Here is a 23,577-nt window from a genome sequence, read left to right on the forward strand (position 1 = left end):
CCCCTACATGAATTACTAGTATATTTTCATAATGCTTTAATGAAAAAGGAAGGCTTTATCATTAAGATTTAGCACTTCCTAAAATATTTGTAAAAAAATTACACATTTATATTGACAAACCCGTAAGAAGAATACAGATTGGATATATTCGCTGTAATTCATAAACCACCACTACTTTTTCTTCGGTTGTTGACTCTTCCTTGCCTGAACCACAGTTCTCAATTTTTTTAGGTATTCATTCTCCGCTTCAAGGTATTAAATACGTTTTTCATTATACTTGTTTTTTTTCAAGCATCATTTCTTTATATTCTTTTTTAGATTGATTTGTTTTCATAGCAGGTGACCTCCCTCTAGGTTTTTCTACTATAACATATCCGTTCTCTTTATACGACTTAATCCAGTTACTCATCATTCCTTTTGATGATAAACCATATTCCAAAGCAACAGATATAGAAGAGCGATTATCAATTAGTACCTTACTTATAATTTCTTTTTTTAGCGTCGTTAAATAATAGTTATTTTATCTGTTCTTAAGATATCTATGCTATGAATATTTATCAATCTAATTAAATATTCAATTCCTGCTTTACAAATTTTGAATTTCTTCACTGCTTCTATTTTTTGTTCGACGCTATATTTACTTTTTCTTTCCATAAAAAAAGATCACTCCTTTCGTACGCAACGTTTTATTTATTTACGTTGTCCACTTTGGAGTGATCATATCATTAGTTGCCCAATTTATAGGGTGCACTTCACAATGTATAGACTTTTTGTGACATTTTGTACTGATTAATAATCTTTTTATGAAGTTCATCATATATCGTGTTTGATTCCTTTCCAACAGTTGATACTTGTGGTTGTAAACGGTTTCTTAAGAATTTGAAACATCGCATTATTTTAGTTGAATGTTCAACTTTCATGTGCTAATATGATAATAGTTGAATTGTCAACCATTAGGAGAACACCATGGAAAGCAGCAATTATTTATTTATGAACATCTCTCTTTTGTACCGAAATGGGCAAAAGTATTACGATAAAAAACTAGCAGAATACGGCATCGGTTCAGGGCAACTCCCCTTCCTTATTCTCATTTATGAAAATGAAGGAATCAGTATGCAAAACCTCGCTTTGAAAGGTTGTTTCGATAAAGGAACGATTACAAAAAGTGTTCAAAAGCTTGAAGAACAAGGTTTGGTTACCACTGTAGCAAGTGAAGAAGATCGACGTGTTCGTTGTTTATATACAACTGAGAAAACAAAAGAAATCATTCCCGAAATATATAAAGTTAGAAGAAGATGGTGGGAGAAGTTAACCAGTAATATGGATGCAGAGGAAGAAGCACTTTTCGAGGCTTCTTTGGAAAAGCTATGTGATACTGCCCGTAATTTTGAAGAAGAAGATACAACTTCCACAATATCCCTCTTTGGACTTCAAAAGCTTACACTGTTAGATTATCCTGGAAAGATGGCCAGTACAATTTTTACAGGAGGGTGTAACTTCCGTTGTCCATTCTGTCAAAATTCTGATTTGGTATTTCTTCCCGAGAATACAGCAGAAATTGCACAAGAAGACATCCTATCCTTTTTAAAAAAGAGAATAGGAATATTGGAAGGAATTTGCATTAGTGGAGGAGAACCTCTATTAAGCAGTGGATTAGAACCTTTTATGCGAAAGGTAAAAGCTCTCGGTTATAAGATTAAACTCGATACCAATGGTAGTAATCCCATCGCCTTAAAACATCTTGTAGATGAAGGGCTTGTGGATTTTGTTGCCATGGATATAAAAAACAGCCCTAAACGATATGCGGAAACCATAGGTTTAACCACCTTCGATATCACACCTATCCAACAAAGCATTCAATATCTATTGAGCAATGCAGTGGATTATGAATTTCGCACAACCATCGTAAAAGAATTTCATAGTATAGAAGATATGAAAGAGATTGCGAAATGGCTACAAGGGGCAGATGCTTATTATCTTCAAAATTTCGTCGACAGTGACCATGTCATTACACCAGGATTACATGCGCATGACATAGATACACTTCACACATTCCTAGAAATCATAAAGGAATATATACCAAACACACAGTTAAGGGGTATTTGAAAGAGAGGAAACTTACATGTACAAAGTTATTAAAAGAGATGGCAAAGAAAGAGAATTTAATATCACAAAAATTAGTGATGCGATTACACAGGGATTTGAAGCAGTTGAACGTCAATATCATCCAAGTATTATAGAGATGTTAGCACTTCGTGTTACATCCCATTTTGAACCAAAAATTAAAGCAGATAAAATTGCAGTAGAAGATATTCAGGATAGTGTAGAAGCCGTACTAATTGAATCTGGATATGCAGATGTAGCGAAAGCTTATATCTTATATCGTAGACAACGTGAAAAGTTACGTAATATGAAGTCAACCATTCTAGATTATAAAGACTTAGTTGATAGTTATGTAAAAGCAACCGATTGGCGTGTGAAAGAGAACTCTACCGTCACCTATTCCGTAGGTGGTTTGATTTTAAATAACAGTGGAGCCATTACTGCGAATTATTGGTTGTCAGAAATTTATGATGATGAAATAGCAAGTGCACATCGTAAAGGTGACGTACATATCCATGACTTAAGTATGTTAACTGGATATTGTGCAGGATGGTCTTTGAAACAATTGATTCAAGAAGGATTGGGTGGAGTTAGTGGAAAGATTACAAGTAAGCCTGCCTCTCACTTAGCAACCCTTTGTAATCAAATGGTCAATTTCTTAGGTATTATGCAAAATGAATGGGCTGGTGCACAAGCATTCTCTTCTTTCGATACGTATTTAGCACCCTTTGTAAAAGCAGATGATTTATCTTATGAGCAAGTAAAAAAATGCATTGAATCTTTCATTTATGGGGTGAATACACCAAGTCGTTGGGGAACACAAGCACCATTCTCTAATATTACATTGGATTGGAGTGTACCTAATGATTTAGCAGAACTAAACTGTATCATTGGTGGTAAAGAGTTAGATTTTAAATATAAAGATTGTAAAAAAGAGATGGATATGATCAATAAAGCTTTCATAGAAATTATGATTGAAGGAGATGCACAAGGACGTGGTTTCCAATATCCTATTCCTACGTATTCTATAACTTCTGATTTTGATTGGTCAGATACAGAAAACAATCGTTTATTGTTTGAAATGACTTCAAAATATGGTACACCTTACTTCTCTAACTATGTAAATAGTGATATGGAACCAAGTGATGTACGTAGTATGTGTTGTCGTTTACGTTTGGATCTTCGTGAACTTCGTAGAAAATCTGGAGGTTTCTTCGGAAGTGGTGAAAGTACTGGCTCTGTAGGAGTTGTGACCATCAACATGCCTCGTATTGCCTATCTAGCAACGAACAAAGAAGACTTCTATAAACGATTGGATCGTTTGATGGATATTTCTGCACGTTCGTTAAAAATTAAACGTGATATCATTACTCGTTTATTAGATGAAGGTCTTTATCCATATACAAAACGTTACCTTGGATCTTTTGAAAATCATTTCTCTACCATTGGTTTGATTGGAATGAATGAAGTAGGTCTAAATGCCAACTGGTTAGGTAAAGATTTAACAGATAAAACAACACAAGCCTTTACAAAAGAAGTATTGGATCATATGCGCAATCGTTTGGTCATTTATCAAGAAGAATATGGTGATTTATACAACCTAGAGGCAACTCCAGCAGAATCTACTACCTTCCGTCTTGCGAAACATGACAAAAAGCTATACCCAGATATCCTTTGCGCAACACAAGATGGAACACCATACTATACCAATAGTTCTCATTTGCCTGTAGGATTTAGTGAAGATATCTTTGATGCATTGGATGTACAAGATGAATTACAAGCCCTCTATACATCAGGGACTGTATTCCATGCCTTCCTAGGTGAGAAGCTTCCTGATTGGAAAGCTGCCGCTAGCCTTGTGAAAACCATTTCTGACAACTATAAACTCCCTTACTATACATTATCCCCAACCTACTCTATTTGTAAGACTCACGGGTATTTAACAGGTGAACAATATGTATGTCCAATTTGTGGAAAGCCAACGGAAGTATGGAGTCGTATAACAGGATATTATCGACCTATCCAAAACTGGAATGAAGGAAAAGCGCAAGAATACAAAGAACGTAAAGAATACGATATTGGACATTCTATCCTTTCTGGGAAAGAAGCATTTGCTAGTCCAAATACAAAAGAAGAACAAATAGAAAAACCAGTCATTGATGAAGAAGGTATCATGCTCTTCACAACAAAGACTTGTCCAAATTGTAAGATTGCATCTACATGGTTAAATAATGCAGGTGTAGAATACGATAAAGTGGATGCGGAAGATAATATTGAACTTACGAAGAAGTTTGCGATTATGCAAGCCCCTACCTTAGTGGTATGTACAAAAGATGGATGTGAAACATATAGTAATGCATCTAATATTCGTAAATATATTGATTCCTTACGTAAATAAGCTCATAAAAGCAGCCGAAAGACTGCTTTTATTCATTCGTAGCCCCATAAGGTGAAATATTAGGAACACTTCCATTCACCACTTGGATTATGATTGGTATCTCACACTTATTGTTCAATTCACTCGTACTTAAAAAAGTTAATACTTGGGCGTTTACATGCACAACCAGTGATATTTTCACCATTGTATTATTAATTCCATATGGTTTTGTTTCTGTTTTGATTTCTCCAGTCACATCGTTCATCATCTTCATCTTTATTTTTACTTTAGGACCTTTTTCATATAGGAAATAAAGATGAGAGAAATAACCCATAGGCACCTCATAGAGCACTCCATCTTCATAGAATACATCTTTTGTAGTTGGATCTTTTCTTCCATCTTGTGCCGCTAATAAGGATGCATCGATAGTATTTAGCGCAGTATATAAGATTTGATTTAACCTTGCGGAATCATAGTCAATATTCGTAATGGTTCCATCATTGTTCTTCTGGATATTTACAATATCCTTTTGATTAAACTCCATATCTGCTAGAACTTCTTTTACAATGTTATTGATTGCGAAGCCTGCATGTTGTTTTGCGATTGCCAATAGTTGAGGCTCCATATAACGATTGAATGATCGAGTTGCTAAAAAACTCGAACTTAATAAAACTATTATGATTGCAAGTATCTTAAACTTGCGGTAACGCTTGATTCGTATTTTTCTCACAAAGCATCAACGCCTCTTTCGCCAACATTCCTTTACAAACACCCTTATGCTTTGCGTGTGTATTACAATCCACCACAACACTTGCTAATAACCCCTCAAAGCCAAAGGTATAACTACACAAAATCAAAGCAACATCTTTCTCTACATGATTAAAATGCTCCATGGAGAAGTTTTCTTGCGCAAGAATAGAATGTGTAGACATAATAAAATGGATGGGATATTGAGGGAGATTTAAATAAATTCCAATAAACTCATGGTGATCTAATTGTATATTTTCTACTTCTACCATAACTCAACCTCCTAATAGAGTGTATGAAAATAAACCCTTATTTAATACAAAAAAAGGTACGTGCTTTCACACATACCCTTCGCTTATAGTGAATCGAACTGATCCAATGTATTTCCGTTCGCAATAATCAATAAATGATCGTTAGGTTTTACGCTATATTCTGCATCCGGACAAATATTCAAATGTTCATCATCAACAGAACGTATTCCAACAACATTGATTCCATTCGTACGTCTTAAATCTAATTGTATTAAAGATTTTCCAATCCATTTTTCTGGAGCTGGAATCTCCACAACGCTATAATCTTTATCTAAGTCAACGATATCAATAATATTTTTACCAAGTACCCCTTTTGCGACTTGTACTCCCATTTCCTTTTCAGGGCGTACAACCTTATTTGCGCCTAGTTCCAAGAATACTTGCATATAACGTTTATTTTTTGCTTTCGCAACAATATAAGGAATACCTAACTCTTTTAAGTTGATAATACCCATTGCGCTTTCTTCCAAATGACTTCCCATACTAACAATAGCAATATCACAATCCGCAATCCCTGCAGCACGCAATTGATCAATATCTGTAATATCACACTGCATTGCTTGTGTTACGATATCTGCCATTCGATTGACACACTTTGGATCACTATCTACTGCGATAACTTCACAATTGTGCATACTCAATGTCTTTGCGACTGTAGAACCAAAAATCCCTAACCCTAATACTGCATACTGTCTATTTAATGTTTTTTTCATACACCTGTCTCCTTAACCTACGATGATATTACCATCCGGATAAACAACCTTATTTGTTTCTAAATTCTTTTGTCTAGTAAGAGAAAGAATCAAAGTAGAAATACCAATTCTTCCTACATACATCATTAAAATAATAATGAGTTTTCCAGCAACGCCTAAGGAACCAGTAATTCCAAGACTCGATCCAACCGTTGCTAATGCGCTAACTGCTTCAAAACAAATCGATAAGAAATTCTTATCTTCAAATATACAAAGAAAGAAAATACCTGTAAATAAAGTTACCAAGTTGATGAAGAAGATACCCATTGCTCGTATCACAACACCATTACCAACCGTACGTTTAAATGCAATCGTATGATCTTTTCCCTTTAACATACAAATCATATAGATAACCAAAACTGCAAATGTAGTTGTCTTAATACCACCAGCAGTACCTCCTGGAGATCCACCGATAAACATTAAGATCATCATAATCAAACTTGTACCTTGATGTAGTCCCGCATAATTGATGGATGTAAATCCAGCAGTACGCAATGCAATGGATTCAAACATTCCACTCATCAACTTTTCTGGAAGTGTAAAATCTCCCATGGTATTAGGATTGTTAAACTCCAACACCATGATGACAACTCCACCAACAACAATCAAGAATACAGTTACCAATAATACAATCTTTGTATGAAGCGTTAAACTATGTCTAAATTTCTTAAATGAAATTTCTCTTCTTAATAATGGTCCAACTTTATCACGTACATCAAACCAAACCGCAAACCCAATACCACCCAATACAATCAAAGACATGATTGTTAAACACATAAGTGGATCATGTACATAGGCTTGTAAACTCGTGGTTCCTAACGTATCAAACCCTGCATTACAGAATGCAGATACTGCCAAGAATATAGATTTGAATCCACCATCCATCAAACCATATGTTGGAATCATTCGAAACGATATTAAGATTGCCCCAATCGTTTCAAAAAATAAGGTATAATATAGAATATCTAGAATAAACTTACGCATATTCCAAACTTTATCTTGATTTAACATCTCTTTCATCGCTATCTTTTCATTCATTGATAAACGATTCTTAATAATTAGCAGAAACACTGCCATAAATGTCATCAACCCTAGTCCACCAACTTGCATCAACAACATCATAACCGTTTGCCCGAAGTAATTGAATTGTGTTGAAACATCAATCACTGTTAAACCAGTAACACAAGTTGCACTCGTCGCTGAGAACAACGCATTGATAGGATCTAAAAATTGACCATCTGCATTCGATATTGGTAGCGTCAATAACACAGTACCTGTTAGGATGACCAATAAAAAACTGGATGCAATTTTTTGTGCGGGGGACATTTTTCGAAAGCCCAGCACAGAATGTATAAAATTCACCATATCTTTATTTAAACCTTCTTTTCCCTTGTCATACAATCTTCACATAAAACTTATGCGCTCTATCCACATCTTTACCAATTCTTCACAGATGTATGATACATATTTTACACGTTTAAATTTATTTTACAACACAAAATAATAAATTTTATATAAACTTGTCGTATATACTATAAATAAAGGGTCAAAACAAAGTCTTTATACTAGTTTTCAACACCTTCTATTACGCTATTATTGCCCTAATTGTTCTTTTATTTCTTCATTCTCAAGAGTCAGCTTTTCAATCTTTGTTTCTATCTCTTTTATAACTTCTTCGATATCTTCTTCTTGCTCTATCTTATCTTCTAACTTTTCTTCCTCATTTTGTAATTGTAACAGATTTTCTCTTGCCTCAACTAGAGTATCCGTGATTGCTATAAAATCACCATAATTCTCATGTTTGGGATTTCCCTGACAAGTATTGACCTTACATACAAACTTCCCCACATAGAGTGCTTGTTTTTGTATATCTAGCATTTCTTCTTGAGCCTTTTTTATATCTTCCTGTAAGGAAGTCAATCGCTTCTTATCTTTTTTATATTGCGATAGTGTCATTTTTTTCGTTTCTATATCTTTGTTCATGTTTGATACATCTTGTTCATTTGTATCATATACTTGTTGTAACTCTTCTTTTGACATCGATGCATATGATGTCTTTGCATCTTTACATCCCCATAATGTACACAAACTTATCATACACAATATTCCCTTGTACATCATAGATGTCTTCTTACGTGTCTGTATTTGCATGTGAACTCCCTTCCATATCACTTCTTCCATTATATCATGATCCTATGTATAGGATTAAAAATCTGAATAAGTTCAAAAAAAAACTCCATAGGATGGGTTGTTCAACCAATGTCCTATGAAGTCTGATAACGCATTGTATCCTAATAATTTTCTTCGCGTACTTCGAAGTAAGATTGTGGGTGATCGCATACTGGGCAAAGCTCAGGAGCACTCTTACCTACATGTAAATGTCCACAGTTTAGACATTCCCAAGTAGTTTCTTCGCACTTATCAAAAACGGATCCGTCTTCGATATTGTTTAATAAAGCAACATAACGTTGTTCATGTGTCTTTTCGATTGCTAAAACACCTTCCATAGTATCCGCAATATCGTCGAATCCTTCTTCACGTGCTTCTTTTGCCATACGAGCATACATATCTGTCCATTCAAAGTTTTCACCAGCTGCAGCATCTTTTAAGTTCGTTACTGTATCAGGCATTCCATCATGTAATAGCTTGAACCATAATTTTGCATGTTCTTTCTCGTTGTTTGCTGTTTGTTCAAAGATGTTACTAATTTGAACGTATCCATCTTTTTTTGCCTTGCTAGCATAGTAAGTATATTTATTTCTTGCCATGGACTCCCCAGCAAATGCTTCATTCAAATTCTTTTCTGTTTTTGTTCCTTTTAAATTCATGTATATTCCTCCTTGTGGATGTTTTATGCCTCATCCAGTTTGCTACTGTCCTATGTATGTTTTATGCTTTTCACCACGTACTTATGACAATATTTATGCAAATCTCTATTATGATGCGGCATTCAACACTTTCTATTCCAAATTATACTACAAATATTGTAAAATTGCATCCACTTTGCATACATACTACAATTTAACATAATCATGAACATTTTTTGAATATTTCGAATTTTTTCTATTTTAAATTGGGTTTTTGCAGTTATTTTTCTATTTTCTTCTATTTTTTTCATTTTTGTTATGTTTTTCTATACTTTTTTTATGAAATACTGTAAAATCCTTGTATAGGAGGAGTATCAATATGACAAACAAACATCCCTTTGATGATTTTGGCATCAATTTATTTAGTGAAAGCGTAATGAAGGAGTGCCTTCCTCATCCAATATATTCAAAATGGAAGACTGCAACTCGTAAAGAGGATGCACTTGATCGTACAACCGCTGATGCGATTGCACACGCTATGAAAACATGGGCAATGGAAAAAGGAGCCACTCACTTTACACATTGGTTTCAACCATTAACGGGTTCTACAGCGGAAAAACATGATAGTTTTATTGAACCTGGTGAATACGATCAACCAATCTCTCGTTTCTCTGGTAAATCATTGATTAAAGGTGAAGGAGATGCCTCTAGTTTTCCAAGTGGTGGACTTCGTGCGACATTTGAAGCACGTGGGTATACGTATTGGGATTGTACATCTCCAGCTTTTTTAAGAGATAACGTATTGTGTATTCCAACCATCTTTGTTTCTTATAATGGAGAAACACTTGATAAAAAAGCACCTCTATTAAAATCGGTAGAAGCCATTAGCAAACAAGCAACACGTATTGTTAACTTATTTAAAGATAAAGATATCAAACGCGTAAGTGCCATGGTTGGGCTTGAACAAGAGTACTTCCTTATAGATAAAGAAATGTATCAGAAGCGTAAAGATCTAGTACACACAGGAAGAACTTTGTTTGGTTCAATGCCTCCAAAGAGTATGGATATTCGTGGACATTATTTCGGCAGCATTCCAACACGTGTACAAGCGTTTATGGAAGAAGTAGATGAAGAACTATGGAAACTTGGAATCTACGCTAAGACAGAGCATAATGAAGTCGCTCCTTGTCAATTTGAACTTGCGCCATTATATTCTGAAGTAAATATTGCAGTGGATCAAAACCTTATTATTATGGATGTGTTGAAGAAGAAAGCAGAAAAACATGGATTTGCTTGTCTTCTTCATGAAAAACCATTCCAAGGAGTAAATGGAAGTGGGAAACATAACAACTGGTCCTTGGTAACCGATGATGGTCAAAACTTATTAGAGCCAGGTGATCGTCCACATGAAAATATTCGTTTCTTATTATTTGTAAGTGCGATTATTGAAGCTGTGGATAGTTATCCAGAACTTCTTCGCATGGCCGCAAGCTGTTATGGAAATGATTATCGTTTAGGCGCAGATGAAGCTCCACCTGCGGTTGTCTCTATTTGTATGGGAGATGAGTTAGAAATCATCTTTGATAAACTCCGTAAGGGTGATAACGAATTAAAGAACGAAGTAGAAACACAGCCATATGCAATCGCAAACTTATCCTATGTACCAAAAGATACAAGCGATCGTAACCGTACATCTCCATTTGCCTTTACTGGAAATAAGTTTGAATTCCGTATGGTAGGAAGTAGTCGTAGTGCATCTACTACCAACATTATTTTGAATACCATTGTGGCAGATTCCCTGCGTCGCATAGGGGATCAATTACAGAATTTGAAATACATTGATGATATTCGTAAAAAATCTTTAGATATCTGTCGTGATATCTTAAAAAAACACTCTCGCATCTTATTCTCTGGAGATGGATATTCCGATGAATGGTTAGAAGAAGCGAAACGACGTGGTCTTCCTAATATTGCGCATTACTTAGATTCCATTCCATCTATGATTGATGAAAAAGCAGTGGCAATGTTTGCACGCAATGAAGTTTACAATCAAACAGAGTTGCAAGCACGTGTGGATATTTTAACGGAAGAGTATCGCAAATCTGTGAAAGCTGAAGTATTAACGTTGTTAGATATAAGTAAGAAAGAAATTTTGCCAGCACTTGTAAAAGAAATTAAGTTTTATAGCGATGCGCAAAATTCTTTGGGTGTAGAAAATCCATACTACAAACGTAAGATATCTCAACTTGTTTCTTTATTAACAACGTTTGATGAAACCTATCATAACTTAAAGAACAAGATGATCGAACGTTCTGCTTATCCAAACAATATGGAGAAAGCACTTTATCTTGATCATGTAGTGGTCCCAACGATGAATGAATTACGTGCAGTTATTGATGAGATTGAAGAAGCGATGTCTGCGGAAAACTACCCATTCCCTACCTACGATGATATGTTCATCAATATGCAATAAATTAACACAAAAGTAGCAATTCTTCATAGAATCGCTACTTTTTATATGCTTTGTTAGAAATTTACGTTAAATTATTGTTAAAAATTAACAAAAAATTTACAAAACTTTTTATATAACGAGTTATACTATACCTGAACATTTTTGTTTGGGAGGTAGTTTATGTCATTTACTAATGTCCTAGCATTGCTTGGTGGACTAGCACTCTTCTTATATGGTATGCATATGATGAGTGTTGGACTAGAAGGTGCTGCTGGGGATCGAATGAAAAGCATTTTAGAACGTTTGACTAGCAATCGTTTCTTAGGTGTTATCGTAGGTGCAGGTATTACTGCTGTTATTCAGAGTTCTTCTGCCACGACAGTTATGGTTGTAGGGTTTGTAAATTCTCAACTGATGACGTTAAATCAAGCTGTTTGGATTATTATGGGAGCCAATATTGGTACGACCATTACTGGACAGTTAATCGCATTAGATGCTAGTAAGATTGCCCCATTGGTCGCAATCGTTGGTGTTGTAATGGTAACATTTATCAAAAATAAAAAAGCAAATTCCATTGGGGAAATCTTTGGAGGGTTAGGAATTTTATTCATCGGTATGAGTATGATGTCAAATGCCATGGTTCCTTTACGTGATTCTCCTGCCTTTATCGATATGATTACCACCATATCCAATCCATTCCTTGCAATTCTTGTAGGTGCTGGATTCACTGCCTTAATTCAAAGTTCCAGTGCATCGGTAGGTATCTTACAAGCGCTGGCAGTGAGTGGTTTGATTCCGCTCAGTTCTTCCATTTATATTATATTTGGACAAAACATTGGTACTTGTATTACCGCAGTACTTGCATCCTTGAGTGCCAATCGAAATGCAAAAAGAACGACTGTTATTCACTTGTCCTTTAATATTATAGGTACGGCTTTATTCCTTATCTTTGTAAATCTTGTGCCATTTGTAGATTGGATGACTTCCATTACATCAAATCCTGCAGCACAAATTGCAAATACGCATACAACCTTTAATATTGTAACTACCTTATTGTTGTTGCCATTTGGAAATAAATTAGCCTTGTTAGCACAGAAAATTATGCCTCTTCGTGAAAATGAAAAAGAAGATGCAAAATACGATATTCCACTTACCTTCATTGATCAAAACAATATTGGTTCCATTCCAATCGCCATCAATTCCCTTCAAAAGGAAGCACTTGCGACATTACAACTTGCGCAAAAGAATATGAAAGAAGCTATCGGAGCCATTTATGGTGAGAAATTCAGTGCGGAAAAGATCATGAAGCGAGAGAAACGAATCAATTTTATCAATTACGAAATTACAAACTATATGACAAAAGTAAGTCAATTGAACATGAATGATCGTGACTCTACCACTTGTAATGCATTATATAAATGTTTCGCTGATATTGAACGTATTGGTGATCATGCCATTAATATCTTACAATATTCTACGGTAGACCAGTTTAAATTTAAAACATACGAACCTATCAAAGAAGAATTACAAACGTTATTAAATCTATTAAGCGAAAGCTTTACCTTGATGTTTACATACCAATTGAATAGTGCGGATGATTGCTACAATAAAATCGAGTGTATCGAAGATAAGATTGATGAATTGACCGCAACCTATCGTGATGCACAAATCAAACGATTAGTAGACAAAAAAGTAGAAGCTAGAGATTGTGTGAATTACAGTGAAATTATGACTGATATCGAACGTGTATCCGATCATATGATGAATATTATTCAAGAGTGTAAACGTTGCAGTTTTACGTTACGCGAAGAAGATATCAACGCATTATCAGAAGCTTACGTTGCTGCATAAGTAGTGCATCACCCTACTCTTACAAGGGTCTAGGGTGATGCATTTTATCAAATAAAGGAATTTTTTATTGTTACATGTAAATACTTACGTTATACTTTACGTATAAACTAAAAATAAAGGAGGTTTGTATTATGACATTTGAAAGTGTCTTAATGCTTCTGGGTGGCCTTGCCTTGTTCTTATATGGTATGCATATGATGAGTAATGGTTTAGAGGGTGCTGCTGGGGATAAAATGAAGGGTATTCTTGAAAAACTTACAAGTAATCGTTTTTTGGGAATTCTTGTGGGTGCTGGAATTACAGCTGTTGTACAAAGTTCTTCTGCCACAACAGTTATGGTTGTTGGCTTTGTAAATTCTCAGTTGATGACACTACGTCAAGCAGTTTGGATTATTATGGGTGCCAATGTTGGTACGACCATTACTGGTCAGTTGATTGCTCTTGACGCAAGTAAGATTGCTCCATTGGTCGCAATTGTTGGGGTAATCATGGTAACCTTTATCAAAAAGAAAAAAATCAATTCTATTGGTGAGATCTTTGGTGGTTTGGGTATTCTATTTATAGGATTAGATATGATGAAGAATGCAATGGTTCCTTTACAGGGATCTCCTATGTTCATTGATGCTATGTCTACAATTTCCAATCCAGTATTAGCAATTCTATTAGGAGCTGCATTTACCGCTTTAATTCAAAGTTCAAGTGCTTCTGTTGGTATCTTACAAGCATTAGCGGTGAGTGGGTTGGTGCCATTACATACTGCTGTCTATATTATCTTTGGACAGAATATTGGAACTTGTATCACAAGTTTTATGGCGTCTCTTGGGGCGAATCGAAATGCCAAGCGGACGACCATTATCCATCTCTCCTTTAATATTATAGGTACAACAATCTTCTTGATTGTCGTAAACTTCATTCCATTTGTAGATTGGATGGAGGCAATTACTACCAATCCTGCTGCACAGATTGCCAATGCACATACAGCATTTAACATTGCGACAACCTTATTACTGCTTCCATTTGGTAATCAATTGGCGAAACTTGCTACTGTTATCTTACCAATTAAACCAGAAGAAATGGAAGATTCTAGTGAAAATGTACCACTTATGTTTATCGATGTACACAACATTGGTTCTATTCCTATCGCAATATCAAACCTTCGTAAAGAAGCTTTGGTTATGTTAAAGTTATCAGAAACAAATCTAATTCAGTCCATTGAAACTCTCATTGGTATTGAACATGATTTTGATAAAATTAGAAAACGAGAAAAACGTATCAATTTCATCAATATGGAAATGACAGACTATATGACTAAAGTAAGTCAATTAAATATGAATGATGAAGACTCTACAACATGTAATGCATTGTATAAATCTTATGCAGATATCGAACGTATTGGGGATCACGCTATGAACATGATTCAATATGCAGAACCAGGTGGAGAAAACGTTCTAAGCTCTCATGAACATATCAAAGAAGAATTATTACAATTAAAAGAATTATTAGAAAAGAGTTTCTCATTATTATTTACTTATCGTTTAAACAGTAATGATGATTGTTATGAAAAAATCGAGCGTATTGAAGATCGCATCGATGAATTGACTGAAACTTATCGTCAAACACAAATTGATCGATTACTTGCGAAAAAAGTAAATGCAAATGATTGTGTTATCTATTCTGAAATCCTTACGGATATCGAGCGTGTCTCTGATCATATGATCAACGTTATTCAAGAATGTAAACGTTGTAGCTTTACATTGAATGATGAAGAGTTAATGAAAGATATGGTTAGTATGCCAGCTTAACATAAGAAAGCTCAACGCCTTATATAGCGTTGAGCTTTTATTATGCTTCTGTTTCGTTTTCTAATACTTTTGCTTCTTTTTGAACACGCACACTAATTTGATCTAAATCGAGTTTTTTCTTATCCAGTCGATAATGTACCCATTCCCTTAACGCCATATAGAAGACCGCAAAGCATGGAACACCGATAAACATACCTAGGATTCCAAACAAGCCTCCACCTACACATACAGAGAACAAAATACCAATTGTAGGAAGTCCTAATTTATCACCAAGGATCAGTGGGCCTAAGATATTGCCATCAAATTGTTGAAGTGCAAAGATAAACAACGCAAACCAAACAGCCGTAAGAGGATCAATGATAAATAAGATTACGATACCAGGGACAGCCCCAATGAATGGTCCAAACACTGGAATCATATTCGTAACTCCTACAAACACAGACAATAATAATGCATATGGGAAATTAAAAATCAAAGACCCAACATAACATAAGATACCTATAATCAATGAATCGATTGCTTTTCCTACAATAAAATTATTAAAGATGTCACCACTTGCTAGTACCATGCGATGAAAGTATTCAGACACTCCATCTGGAAATATCGCATAGTTAATCTTTTTCACATAGCCTGATAATCTCTCTTTATCCATCATCATATACAACCCAGCCATAATACCAAGTAAGATATTCAATAAGGTACTACCTAATTGATAAGTCATCCTTGCCATTTGTGGCAATGCTTTGGTAACGATATCTGTAAGTCTAGCAAGTATATCAGAATCGTTCAAATAACGATCAATAATGGTTTGATCAATTTGATTTTTTTCCATAAAATTTACTGCGAACTGTTGAAAATCATTTACATATCCGGGGAATGCGCTTACCAGTGAAAAGATACTATCCAACAATTGTGGAATCAACATTCCTAGAAATAATAGGACAACTACAATTGCCACAATCATTGCTAAAATCGCGGAAAGGTTACGTTTCATTTGAGGTTTACAAGATAACTTCCCAAATAATTTTCTTTCAAAAAACATCATTGGCTTATTCAATAAGAACGCCAATGCAAAACCTAGTACAAATGGCGTTGTTAAGGATACTACTGTACTAAACAATCCTGCCAATGCCTCAAAGCGATAAAATGCAAAATAAATAGAAATACCGATGCCGATGATAATCGCATACATCCATATTTTCTTACGCATTTCATCTGTTAACTTAAACTTCATGCAAACATCACCCCTCATGTACTTATTTTACCATGAAACCTTATAGATTACTCTTACAATCTCGAAAGATTCTACATATTTCGTATGTTTTCTTTCCACTTTTTGTACATGATCTTATCATAACGCATTTGTGCATCAATTTGTGTTGCTAGACTTTTTTTATGCAAGCACAATACAGGAGGTGTTTGAAGCCTTTTAAAGCTATTTCTTTCGACGGTAGACAAGAACCAATCCAAGTCCTTTAAGAACGCTTCAGGCTCATCTAAATGATAATACTGAATCCATCTACCTAATTCTTCATCCAACTCATGATGATAATACTTTCTCATAAAATCAACAACTTCCATATCTTTACCAAGATGTTCCACAAGATAATCATGATAGAACCATTTCATTGGATCAAATTGATTTTCTTTTAATTCTGCACTTGGTGCCATTTCCCAATTCATACGATCCTCATAAACTTCTGGTAACAAGGATAATGGAATTACTTCTTTTCCAAAATGTGCATTCAAATCTCTCGATAAATCAAACAACTGTACCTTTGTTAAATCACCTATCAAACTAAGTGCTCCAACACTATCTCCATACAACGTACAATACCCTAACATAGATTCCACTTTATTCCCGTTATTTACAATTACTCCACCGAGAATTCCCGCAAAACCACTCAACAAATACCCTCTTGCTCTTGCTTGGATATTTTCCATAACCAACGTTTCATCTTGTTTCGCATGAAAACCATATTCTTCCATCAATGTATGTGCACTTGCTTCAACAAACGCTTGGATGGATCCTTCTTTATAATGTATACCCAATGCACTTGCTTCTTTTGCAGCATTTGTTATCGTTGTATTACTATTATGCTTCGTAGCCATATTAAATCCATAGACACGCTCACTTCCAAGCGCATATGCCAACAATGCACAAGTCACACTGCTATCAAGTCCTCCTGATAAACCAACCACCCAAGGTAGTTTTCCACCAAACACTTGCATATCAAAATCTTTGATACCGCATGCTAGCGCATCTAATAAGACTGGTTCTTGTTTCTCACATACGTTTTCACTTAGTATATCCACAACTTGATAATCTTCTTCAAAATAAGGTGCCTGATAAAGGAGTTTCTTTTGATTTTGTACGGCAGAGCCTCCTTGCATAATCATAACGCTTTTCGCATTATTCTGTGCCCCTACTGCATTTACATAAATCACATTCCCTTTTATCTCATGTCTTTCATCCATATCGTATGGATGCGCATCTAAATTTATATTCATATCTGCCAACTGTACTTCCTCATGAAAGTTCAGTGCTAATACCATATCTTTAAACTCGATTGCACTATTGATATCACTTTCTTCAAAATATCGAACATCTGAAAAATAAGGCAAATTTTCATTTTTCTTAACTCGCATATGCGTCTTTCCCTGATACGCAAAGAAGGCCGCATTAAATCGTCTATGATTACGATATTTCACATTCCCCCATACAATCGCGATATCCTGACTAAGCGCAATTAGTAAATCATTGAAACTATCCACATACTTACACCAAGCATCTTCTAGCCAACGATCTCCTAAAAGATATCCACTGACAGCATTTTGAGGAAATACAATCAAGTCCGCACCATCGAGTATCGCTTGTTTGATTTTCGTTTCCATATAAGCAAAATTCTCTTCACACTTCCCTTGTTTTACATTCATTGTCACAACTGCTGTTTTCATACAGATACCTCCTGTTTTCACGTACATCATCATACCATTTTTTAGGATGGATGGAAAGTAGTGTGTCTTACATCATTTGATGTTTTTTCTAGAATCGCTTATAATAAATGCAAATAGAAATGAGGACCATATGAGTACATATATCGTAGAAGGAAATATATCTGTAAAAGCTGTCTTAATGGCAGGTAGAAGAAATGTTACAAAAATCGTCGTAGACAAAAACAAGAAGGACAAGGATACCTCTTATATCTTACATCGTGCAAATGATAAGCAAGTACCCATCGAGTATAAGGAACGTGCAGAAATCGATGAAATCGCACAAGGTAATACACATGGAGGAATGCTTGCGTACTGTGAAGAGAGGCAGTTTCAAAACATTGACGATGTCCTAGATCAACCACAGCTCTTTTTAGCTCTTGTGGAAGGTATTGAAGATCCTTTCAACTTTGGCTATGTACTTCGTACATTATACGCTGCAGGATGTGATGGGGTGATTATCCCACCGCGAAATTGGACAAGTGCAGGGGATGTCGTTACTCGCGCAAGCGCAGGAGCTAGTGAATATATCAATTTATATGTTGCGCAAGATATGGCAGAAACGCTACGCTATTTAAAACAACACAAAGTAAACTTTGTATGTGCCCAACGAAGTGATGCAATTTCTTTGTATGATTACACATTCCCTGAACGTGTTTGTATTGCGATTGGTGGAGAAATGCGTGGTTTAAGTAAACCCGTCCTTCAAGAGAGTGATCAAAACTTATATATTCCCTATCGTGCGGACTTTAGAAATGCAATGACGGCAGCCGCATCAACAGCAATATTTGCATTTGAATATGTAAGACAAACAAAAGACTAACCTATATGGAATTAAGCTCAAAGTTATATTAATAAGACGCACAAAGCTATGTGCGTCTTTTGTTTATATGTATAGATTTACTCTTAAAGAAGTTCTCCATGGCTAGAAATTACGCCCTTATACCATTCAAAAGATTTCTTTTTAAATCTTTTCCCAGTTCCTTTTCCTTCATCATCTAAATCTACATAAATCATACCATAACGTTTTGACATCTCTCCAGTTGTACCTGAAATGATATCTATAATACCCCAAGCTAAATATCCCATTACATCGATTCCATCAATATTTATCGCATCACCAATTGTTTGAATATGTTGTTTGATATAATCGATTCGATAATCATCTTGAATATGCTCTTTATCTGTTAGCTCATCATGCGCCCCTAATCCATTTTCAACAATGAATAGCGGGATTTGATAACGATCGTAGAATTCATTCAAAGAAACTCTTAATCCTAGTGGATCGATTTGCCATCCCCATTCACTTGTCTCTAAATAAGGATTGGATTTCCCTATGATATTCTGTAACAAATTCCCCTGTAACACTTCATCTTTTTCACAAGAAGATACATGCGAAGAATAATAACTAAACGCTAAGAAATCAATAGTCCCTTGTTTGAGTATTTTTTGATCTTTGCTTTCTTTCTTAATCTTCATATGATTTCGTTTCAGTTCCGTGTTTTTATAGTTTGGATAATACCCTCTGCACATGACATCTGAGAAGAATATATGATAATGTTTGTCTTCAAACGATAACATTACATCCTTTGGATTACAGGAATATGGATAAGAGTAACAATCCGTTACCATACCTCCAATTACAAAGTCTGAATTTATCCTTTTCCCAATGACTACAGCACTCGCACTTGCCAATAATAAGTGGTAGGAAGCTTGTTCCTTCTCTTCAAGTGTTATGTTTTCATTGGCAGCGCCAAACCAGCTAATAAAATTAATTGCATTTATTTCATTGATAGTAATCCAGTATCTCACTTTATCTTTATATCGTTGGAATACAGTTTCTACATACTTTTCAAAACAATCCACAACAAATCGGTTTTTCCAACCACCATATTCACTTGCTAAATATAACGGTGTATCAGAATGTTGTAATGTAATCAAAGGTACAATGTCATTCGCTAGTAATTCATCAATCACATCATCATAGAACTGCAATCCTTTTTCATTTGGACTCTCTTCTACACCTGTCGGATATATTCTTGTCCAATTGATGGATGTTCTTAAACATTTGATTCCCATTTCTTTTAAAAGCTGTATATCTTCTTTATAGTGATCATAAAAGTGAATAGCATTATGACTTGGAAAGTAAACATCTTCACGAATATCATCATAGCGTTTACGAGGTTCTTGCTTTTTTCCCTTTGCCATTACATCCAGAATGGATAAACCTTTTCCATCACGTTGGAATGCTCCCTCACTTTGGTTTGCACTAATTGCTCCACCCCATAGAAAATCATCCTTAAACTTAGGCATTCTTTTTCCCTCTATTCAAAATATAGGATAAAACAAAGGTAACCGCAAAGGAAATAAGAATGGAAACAATGATCATCATAAGGTTGAAAAATCCCCCTTTTGGATCTAAGAATAATGGAAGTGAAGGTAATCCACCAACAAATCCAAACGCTTTACAAGACATGACACCAGCAAATAAAGCACCTAAAAATCCTCCAACACAAACAGCGATTAAATTCTTTTTATTCCTTAATGTAATACCAAATAATGCAGGTTCTGTAACACCACATAAAGCACTTATCGCAATCGCACTTGTTTCTGCTTTCTTTACTTTATCTTTTTCTAAGAATACCGTTGCACTAGCTACACCTGCTTCCGCAAAGTTTGAAACAAATCCCGCAACCATTAACAGAGGATCAAATCCAATGGTCGCAAAGGATGTCATAACCAATGGTATCAAACTATAATGCATTCCTGTAAATACCATGATTGGATAAATAAGCGCAATCAATGAAGGAGCTAGCCATCCTGCATGTTTACTTATCACAGTTATAAAATCACTCAAATAGTTCCCCATAAAGGAACCAATTGGTCCCAATAAAAACAACGTAATTAATACTCCTGCTAATAATGTTATCGTAGGAATAACAAGTGATTTTAAAACATCTGGTATGATTCTTTTAAGGCCTCTTTCTATAAACGCCATCACACATACACCAAGTATAATTGGGAATACAGTAGAGCTATAGGTAACAGTAGGAATTTGGAAACCAAATACTGATAAATTCTCTGCACCATTAAATGTTGAGAAACAAAGGATTGCCCCTAATGCCATTCCTACAAAGGGATTCATCTTCATCTTTGTACCTGCTGCATATCCTGCAAATATTGGCAAGAAATAGAAAATCGCACTTTGCACACCTGAGAACACCAAGTATGTAGGATCTTCTGCAGATACAATCTCAAAAGAAGTTAAAACCGCAAGGACTGCAGAAATCATACCTGCAGCTATCAATACCGGAATAAACATCACAAATGTCCCAGAAAGAACATCAAAGACCGCATTGATAATTCCTTGTATGCCCTTTTTCTTTTCTTCCACTATTTCTTCTTGTACACTTCCAATAAGTTTTTCAACCTCTTCATAATAAGAAGAAACTGTATTTCCAATAATCAATTGATATTGTCCACCTTTATTGGATACTCCCATAACTCCTTCAATCATTTCCACTTGTGTATGGTCGACAATTGTATCATCCACCAAATTGAATCGTAATCTTGTCGCGCAATGTGTTACTGCTTGGATATTTTCACTTCCACCGACTGCCGCAACAATTTCTACTGCTAATACTTCATAATTCATAGTTTATTACCTCCATTTTCTGAACTACTTTCATCAAATAAAGGTCTAGCCAGCCGTACTGTCACTATCCAGTAAAAAAACAAACTCACCTTCTTTCTAAGATATAATAATAGATTTCTCTATGTATTATTTTGTAGTTAATTTCACAATATGAATTAATAAATACAATTTTTCATCTATAGATACTCTTTTAGAAAATTTCCGCTCTGCTTTTTGGCATATATTTTCTACACACTCGTATTGCATTTGATATTTATGTTTCATAATATCCAATAAATCTTCATTCTTTTGGATTATTTCACTTTGCTCATGCATCAATCGTTCAAAGAAGAAACGAAGATGTAAAACAAACCTTGTATAAATTAAATCCTCACTATCTAATTCTAAATCAAAGGTATCTTTCACCATCTTATACACTTCATCTATGAGGGATGTAATTCGATAGACATCCTTTATTTGAACATCCATTTCCGCATTCACTATATGTAGTGCCACAAAACTCGCTTCATCGTTTTGTAATTTAATATCGAATCGCTCATTGATTATTTCAACAGCACTCAATCCAATTTCATATTCTTCACGATACATCCTTTTAATATCCCATAACAAGGTATTGTCAAATTCAATCCCCATTTTAATACGTTCTAAAAGGTTTGAAATATGATCAGTTAGTGTGATATAGATAGTATCATTTATTGTTTTATCTGTTTTAGATTTTATCATAGTGATAATTTCTTCACTCACCTCGATACAATCGCTTGGTATCTCCACAAGAATTTGTTGGAATCTCCTATTTGTTTCTTTGTTTTGAAGCGTAAAAATCTTCTCAACCTTTGTTTCATCTACATCATCACCAGCACTACGTTGAAAAGCTATCCCTTTCCCTTTCGCGATGATTTCTTCACCATTTGAATCTAGACAACTGACTGCATTATTGTTTAAAACTCGAAGTATTTTCATATATGCCTCCTTATTTTAAGATGAGCAAATTGTCCCCACAATCAATTTTCTGTTCTTTTGTTTTCTCTAAACTTTGATATTCCCCTGTATTGGTTAGAATGACTAACGTATCTATATCGTATGATGAATGTTTAATTTTTTCAATATCGAACGTTATCAATTTATCACCAACATCGATTTGTTCTCCTTGTTTCACAAATGCTTGGAAGCCATTTCCTTCCATATTAACAGTATCAATTCCAATATGGATTAATACTTCCACTCCCTTATCACTTTTTAATCCGATCGCATGGTTGGTTGGAAACACCATCTCTACCACTCCTTTTATTGGGGAAACAATCTCTCCAATTTCTGGTAGTATCGCAATACCATCTCCAAGCATTTTTTTCGCAAATGCATCATCATTTACTTGTTCAATTTCTTTTGTAATTCCTTTCGCTGGGCTATAAATTATCATATATGTTCCTTTCTGCGCGTAAAAAAGACCCGCTTACCAAAATAAAAATTTTGTAAACAGGTCTTGCTTGAACATTCAATGACAATCCTAATCTTACAAACTTAGGATATAACATTCTTATTTAGATGTCAATATGTTTTATAAAGATATGATGAAATTTTCTTTTATAGTTTGCATCGTTTCTTCTCGGAAGTTTTACACTTGAAAATCAACAAAGTAAGTTATCATGGCTAAATAAGCCATTTTTTTGTCAAACATTTTGTATTTTATATTCGTACTTTATCGTAATATATGCTATAATGTATGTAG

Annotated in this window: 18 protein-coding genes; 6 read left to right on the plus strand and 12 right to left on the minus strand. The window is 34.9% G+C overall.

Annotated features, from left to right (window positions below):
* Nucleotides 1-966: 966 nt before the first annotated feature.
* A complete protein-coding gene (locus ACWG0P_RS15165; RefSeq protein WP_455802432.1) occupies nt 967-2,106 on the plus strand; it encodes an anaerobic ribonucleoside-triphosphate reductase activating protein in 1,140 nt (379 codons plus the stop codon).
* 16 nt (nt 2,107-2,122) lie between these two features.
* Nucleotides 2,123-4,501 (plus strand): ribonucleoside triphosphate reductase, encoded by a 2,379-nt coding sequence (locus ACWG0P_RS15170; RefSeq protein ID WP_455802433.1) that lies wholly within the window; start codon nt 2,123-2,125, stop codon nt 4,499-4,501.
* Between the two features lie 28 nt (nt 4,502-4,529).
* Here the strand turns inward: ACWG0P_RS15170 and yunB are convergent, their stop codons facing one another.
* The 6 genes from yunB to rbr form a co-directional block, all read right to left on the minus strand.
* Nucleotides 4,530-5,210, minus strand: a complete 681-nt coding sequence (yunB, locus tag ACWG0P_RS15175) for a sporulation protein YunB (RefSeq protein ID WP_455802434.1) — start codon at nt 5,208-5,210, stop codon at nt 4,530-4,532.
* Nucleotides 5,173-5,499, minus strand: coding sequence for a hypothetical protein (locus tag ACWG0P_RS15180; protein ID WP_455792187.1), 327 nt, complete (start codon nt 5,497-5,499; stop codon nt 5,173-5,175). The genes yunB and ACWG0P_RS15180 overlap by 38 nt, the downstream gene beginning before the upstream one ends.
* Nucleotides 5,500-5,582: 83 nt before the next feature.
* Nucleotides 5,583-6,251, minus strand: coding sequence for a potassium channel family protein (locus tag ACWG0P_RS15185; protein ID WP_455802435.1), 669 nt, complete (start codon nt 6,249-6,251; stop codon nt 5,583-5,585).
* Nucleotides 6,252-6,263: 12 nt separating this feature from the next.
* The gene (locus ACWG0P_RS15190) at nt 6,264-7,655 is read right to left on the minus strand and encodes a TrkH family potassium uptake protein (protein ID WP_455802436.1); all 1,392 of its coding nucleotides are present in this window, start codon (nt 7,653-7,655) and stop codon (nt 6,264-6,266) included.
* 228 nt (nt 7,656-7,883) lie between these two features.
* On the minus strand, nt 7,884-8,441 hold the full coding sequence (locus ACWG0P_RS15195) for a hypothetical protein (protein ID WP_455802437.1): 558 nt from the start codon (nt 8,439-8,441) through the stop codon (nt 7,884-7,886).
* A gap of 140 nt (nt 8,442-8,581) precedes the next feature.
* Entirely contained in the window at nt 8,582-9,118 is a 537-nt protein-coding gene (gene rbr / locus ACWG0P_RS15200) for a rubrerythrin (RefSeq protein ID WP_455802438.1), read from the minus strand.
* 358 nt (nt 9,119-9,476) lie between these two features.
* Between rbr and ACWG0P_RS15205 the strand changes: the two genes are divergently transcribed.
* From ACWG0P_RS15205 to ACWG0P_RS15215, 3 genes are all read left to right on the plus strand, one after another.
* Complete coding sequence (locus ACWG0P_RS15205; RefSeq protein WP_455802439.1) at nt 9,477-11,570, plus strand: glutamine synthetase III family protein; 2,094 nt, start codon at nt 9,477-9,479, stop codon at nt 11,568-11,570.
* 159 nt (nt 11,571-11,729) lie between these two features.
* Nucleotides 11,730-13,400, plus strand: a complete 1,671-nt coding sequence (locus ACWG0P_RS15210; protein ID WP_455802440.1) for a Na/Pi cotransporter family protein — start codon at nt 11,730-11,732, stop codon at nt 13,398-13,400.
* Between the two features lie 131 nt (nt 13,401-13,531).
* Nucleotides 13,532-15,202: a Na/Pi cotransporter family protein gene (locus ACWG0P_RS15215; protein WP_455802441.1), complete on the plus strand. Its 1,671-nt coding sequence runs from the start codon at nt 13,532-13,534 to the stop codon at nt 15,200-15,202.
* 40 nt (nt 15,203-15,242) lie between these two features.
* On the opposite strand, the gene ACWG0P_RS15220 is transcribed toward ACWG0P_RS15215, so the two are convergent.
* Nucleotides 15,243-16,436 (minus strand): AI-2E family transporter, encoded by a 1,194-nt coding sequence (locus tag ACWG0P_RS15220; protein ID WP_455802442.1) that lies wholly within the window; start codon nt 16,434-16,436, stop codon nt 15,243-15,245.
* A gap of 71 nt (nt 16,437-16,507) precedes the next feature.
* Nucleotides 16,508-18,160 (minus strand): NAD(+) synthase, encoded by a 1,653-nt coding sequence (gene nadE / locus ACWG0P_RS15225; RefSeq protein ID WP_455802443.1) that lies wholly within the window; start codon nt 18,158-18,160, stop codon nt 16,508-16,510.
* 130 nt (nt 18,161-18,290) lie between these two features.
* On the opposite strand from nadE, the gene ACWG0P_RS15230 reads away from it, so the two are divergent.
* Complete coding sequence (locus ACWG0P_RS15230) at nt 18,291-19,019, plus strand: TrmH family RNA methyltransferase (protein ID WP_455802444.1); 729 nt, start codon at nt 18,291-18,293, stop codon at nt 19,017-19,019.
* 83 nt (nt 19,020-19,102) lie between these two features.
* Here the strand turns inward: ACWG0P_RS15230 and ACWG0P_RS15235 are convergent, their stop codons facing one another.
* From ACWG0P_RS15235 to ACWG0P_RS15250, 4 genes are all read right to left on the minus strand, one after another.
* Nucleotides 19,103-20,509, minus strand: coding sequence for a glycoside hydrolase family 1 protein (locus ACWG0P_RS15235; protein WP_455802445.1), 1,407 nt, complete (start codon nt 20,507-20,509; stop codon nt 19,103-19,105).
* Nucleotides 20,502-21,851 carry a PTS transporter subunit EIIC gene (locus tag ACWG0P_RS15240; protein WP_455802446.1) on the minus strand — a complete coding sequence of 450 codons (1,350 nt, stop codon included), beginning with the start codon at nt 21,849-21,851 and terminating at the stop codon, nt 20,502-20,504. The genes ACWG0P_RS15235 and ACWG0P_RS15240 overlap by 8 nt, the downstream gene beginning before the upstream one ends.
* 126 nt (nt 21,852-21,977) lie before the next feature.
* Nucleotides 21,978-22,811: a BglG family transcription antiterminator LicT gene (gene licT, locus ACWG0P_RS15245; RefSeq protein WP_455802447.1), complete on the minus strand. Its 834-nt coding sequence runs from the start codon at nt 22,809-22,811 to the stop codon at nt 21,978-21,980.
* Between the two features lie 10 nt (nt 22,812-22,821).
* Nucleotides 22,822-23,268, minus strand: coding sequence for a PTS sugar transporter subunit IIA (locus ACWG0P_RS15250; RefSeq protein ID WP_455802448.1), 447 nt, complete (start codon nt 23,266-23,268; stop codon nt 22,822-22,824).
* Nucleotides 23,269-23,577: the final 309 nt, after the last annotated feature.

The sequence above is a fragment of the Amedibacillus sp. YH-ame6 genome, assembly GCF_053848845.1.